The 3,355-nt window shown below is 68.1% G+C and carries 2 protein-coding genes; both read left to right on the forward strand.

The genetic code is table 11. The annotated features are described in order from the left end of the window. The coding region (locus HOQ08_RS08050) for a carboxymuconolactone decarboxylase family protein (RefSeq protein ID WP_291193107.1) at positions 1 to 379 on the forward strand (379 nt) is incomplete at its 5' end. 344 nt (positions 380 to 723) lie between these two features. After that, positions 724 to 3,355 (forward strand): M1 family metallopeptidase (locus tag HOQ08_RS08055; protein ID WP_291193109.1); only part of this gene is annotated, 2,632 nt, incomplete at its 3' end.

Here is a 3,355-nt window from a genome sequence, read left to right on the forward strand (position 1 = left end):
GACCCAGGCGGTGGCCGAAGAGGCCGCGCAGCACGCCAGCGCCGAGGAGTTGAACGGCGCCCGCGTGGCCGCCTCGATCATGGGCATGAACAACATCTACTACCGCTTCGTGCACATGGTGAGCGAGCCGGAGTACGGCACCCTGCGCGCCGCACTGCGCATGAACGCGATCGCCAACCCCGGCGGCGCCAAGATCGACTTCGAGCTGGCCTCGATCGCCGTCTCGGCCGTCAACGGCTGCGGCATGTGCGTGGACTCGCACGAGAAGACCCTGCGCAAGCATGGGCTCTCGGCGCAGCCGATCCAGAGCGCGATCCGCATTGCCGCGGTGATCCACGCGGTGGCGGTGGCGCTGGAACAGGCCGACGTGGCCGGCTGATCCGCGCGGGTGTCCACTGCACCGAAACCCGGCCAGCGATGGCCGGGTTTTTTTATCAGGGCGACTACCCTCCACCTCCCTCTCTCCGGCCCAGCCGGGGCAGAGGGCCGGGGTGAGGGGGAGGCCTTTGCTCTTGGAAAAGCCAGAAGCATTGCCCGCTCGTGGGCGCAGGCTTCACGTTGGGCAGGGCCAGAGCCTCCACCTCACCCCAGCCCTTTCCTGAGGAAAACGAGCCTTGCGCGAGCACGCCGCCGGCCGTCCGGCCATGCCTTTTGGCACTGTGTCGCAAGTCATGCCCGGCCTAGCTTCCGGAGGTTGCCTTCACAGTCCCCGGGGAAAACACCATGCGTCGACTCGTCCGTCCGCTCGTACTCACCGCGCTCGCCGCCTGCTGCGCCGCCGCCTTCGCCGCTCCCGCCGACCAGGTACCGCACGGCAAGCTGCCGCGCTGGGCCGTGCCGCAGTCCTATGCGCTGTCCTTCAAGGTCGATCCGCGCCAGCAGGATTTCTCCGGCACCACCACCATCAAGGTGGACCTCAAGCAGGCATCGGACCACATCTGGCTGCACGGACATGACCTGAAGGTGTCCAGGGTCAGCGTGACCGATGCGGCCGGCAAGACGCACGCAGCCAAGTATGTCGAGGCGGCGCCGAAGGAAGGCGTGGTGCGCGTCGACTTCGCCGACACGCTCAAGCCGCAGCAGCTGACCTTGAGCTTCGACTACACCGCGCCGCTCAACATGCAGTTGCAGGGCCTGTACAAGGTCAGCCACGAGGGCGTGCCATATGCGATGACGCAGATGGAGCCGATCAGCGCGCGCTATGCCTTTCCCGGCTTCGACGAACCCGATTTCAAGACGCCCTTCGACATCAGCCTGACCATCCCGAACGACGAGAAGGCGGTCGCCAATACCAAGCAGGTCAAGGAAGCGCCCGCCGGCAGCGGCTGGAAGACGCTGACCTTCTCGCAGACCAAGCCGCTGCCGACCTACCTGGTCGCCTTCGGCGTGGGTCCGTGGGACATCGTCGCCGGGCCGGACATCTCGCCGGACGCCTACCGCGCCACGCCGCTGCAGCTGCGCGGCATCGCCGCCAAGGGCGAGGGCCACCGCATGCAGCACGTGTTGTCCGAGACGCCGAGCATCATCCATACGCTGGAGGACTACTACGGCTTCGGCTATCCGTGGGACAAGCTCGACCTGCTCGCCGCGCCGGACTTCTCCGCCGGCGCGATGGAGAACGCGGGCCTGGTCACCTTCCGCGACTGGCTGCTGCTGCTCGATCCGGATTCCCCGGCGCAGTACGTGCGCGGTTCGTTCAATGTCAACGCGCACGAGCTGGCCCACCAGTGGACCGGCGACACCGTCACCACCGCCTGGTGGAACGACATCTGGCTCAACGAGGCCTTCGCCACCTGGATGCAGCAGAAAGTGACCATGAAGGTGCACCCGGAATACCGCGCGGACCTCGACCGCGTGCGCGGCGCGCAGTACGCCATGGACAACGACAGCCTGGTCACCGCGCGCAAGATCCGCCAGCCGATCACCGGCAACGGCGACATCGAGACCGCATTCGACTCGATCACCTACCAGAAGGGCGCCAGCGTGCTCGGCATGTTCGAGGGCTACGTCGGCGAGAAGACCTTCCAGCAGGGCATGCGCCAGTACATCCAGGACCACAAGTTCTCCATCGCCACCGCCGACGACCTGGTCGACTCGATCGCCAGGGCCGCCGACAAGGGCGAGGACTTCAAGCAGGCCTTCAAGAGCTTCCTCAACCAGCCCGGCGTGCCCTACGTGCAGACGAAGCTCGCCCGCAAGGATGGCCAGACCGTGCTCGAGCTCAGCCAGAGCCGCTACCTGCCGGTTGGCAGCAAGGGCAACGCGGTGCAGGTGTGGGGCGTGCCGGTGTGCGTGCGCTACGGCACCGCCGACGGCAGCAAGGTCAACTGCGAACTGCTGGAAAAGGCCACCGGCACGATCGCGCTGCCGGGCGCCAGCGCCACCACCTGGGTGATGCCCAACGCGAACGCCAGCGGCTACTACCGCTTCGGGATGGGCAAGGACGACCTGGTCCGCCTGGGCGGCCAGATCAGCCACCTGACCGACGCCGAGCAACTGGCCTTCGCCGATGCAGCCGATGCCAGCTTCCACCATGGCGACATCGGCGCCGGCGACCTCCTGGCCGCACTCAAGCCGTTGACCGCCTCGCGCGTGCGCGCGGTGGCGACCGCGCCGATCGCCAGCTTCGAGTGGATCAACCGCTACCTGGCCGGCACCGGCGCGCAGCGCAATGCCCTCGAGGCATGGGCCAAGTCCGCCTACCTGCCGCGCATGGAATTGCTGGGCTACCACCGCAAGGCCGGCGAGCCGGATGACGATTCCCTGCTGCGCAGCACGCTGGCCGGCTTCCTTGCGCTGGATGTGAAACTGCCCGAGGTGCGCGCGCAATTGCTCGAGCAGGGCGAGGCGGCGCTCAAGCGCAAGGCCGACGGCCGGCTCAGCCTGGACGCGGCCGATCCGGACCTGCTCGACAGCGCGCTTGCCGTGGCGGTGCAGCAGCACGGCAAGAGCGCGGTCGATGCGCTGGTCGCCGAGCTGCCCAAGACCTCCGATCCCGCCCAGCGCAACGCCATGCTGGCCGGCCTGAGCGCTGTGGAGGATCCGGCCCTGGCCGAGCAGGTGCGCGACTTCGCGCTGGACAAGCAGGTCAAGGTCGGCGAGATGGCTGCCCTGCTGCGCGGCAGCCGCGAGACGCGCGCCCAGCGCGACGCGATGTGGAAGTGGGCGGTCGCCCACTACGACCGCATCGTCGAGCGCACCGGCAGCTTCGCCGGTGGCCGGCTGCCTGGCCTGATGGGTGGTGGCGGCTGTTCGAAGGAGGAAGCCGACCGCCTGCAGGCGTTCTTCAAGACGCGCGCCAAGGACGTCACCGGCGCCGAGCGCGGCCTGGCCCAGACCACCGAGAACACCCTGC

Origin of the sequence: Frateuria sp. (assembly GCF_013362045.1) — a bacterium.
GTDB lineage: Bacteria > Pseudomonadota > Gammaproteobacteria > Xanthomonadales > Rhodanobacteraceae > Frateuria_A.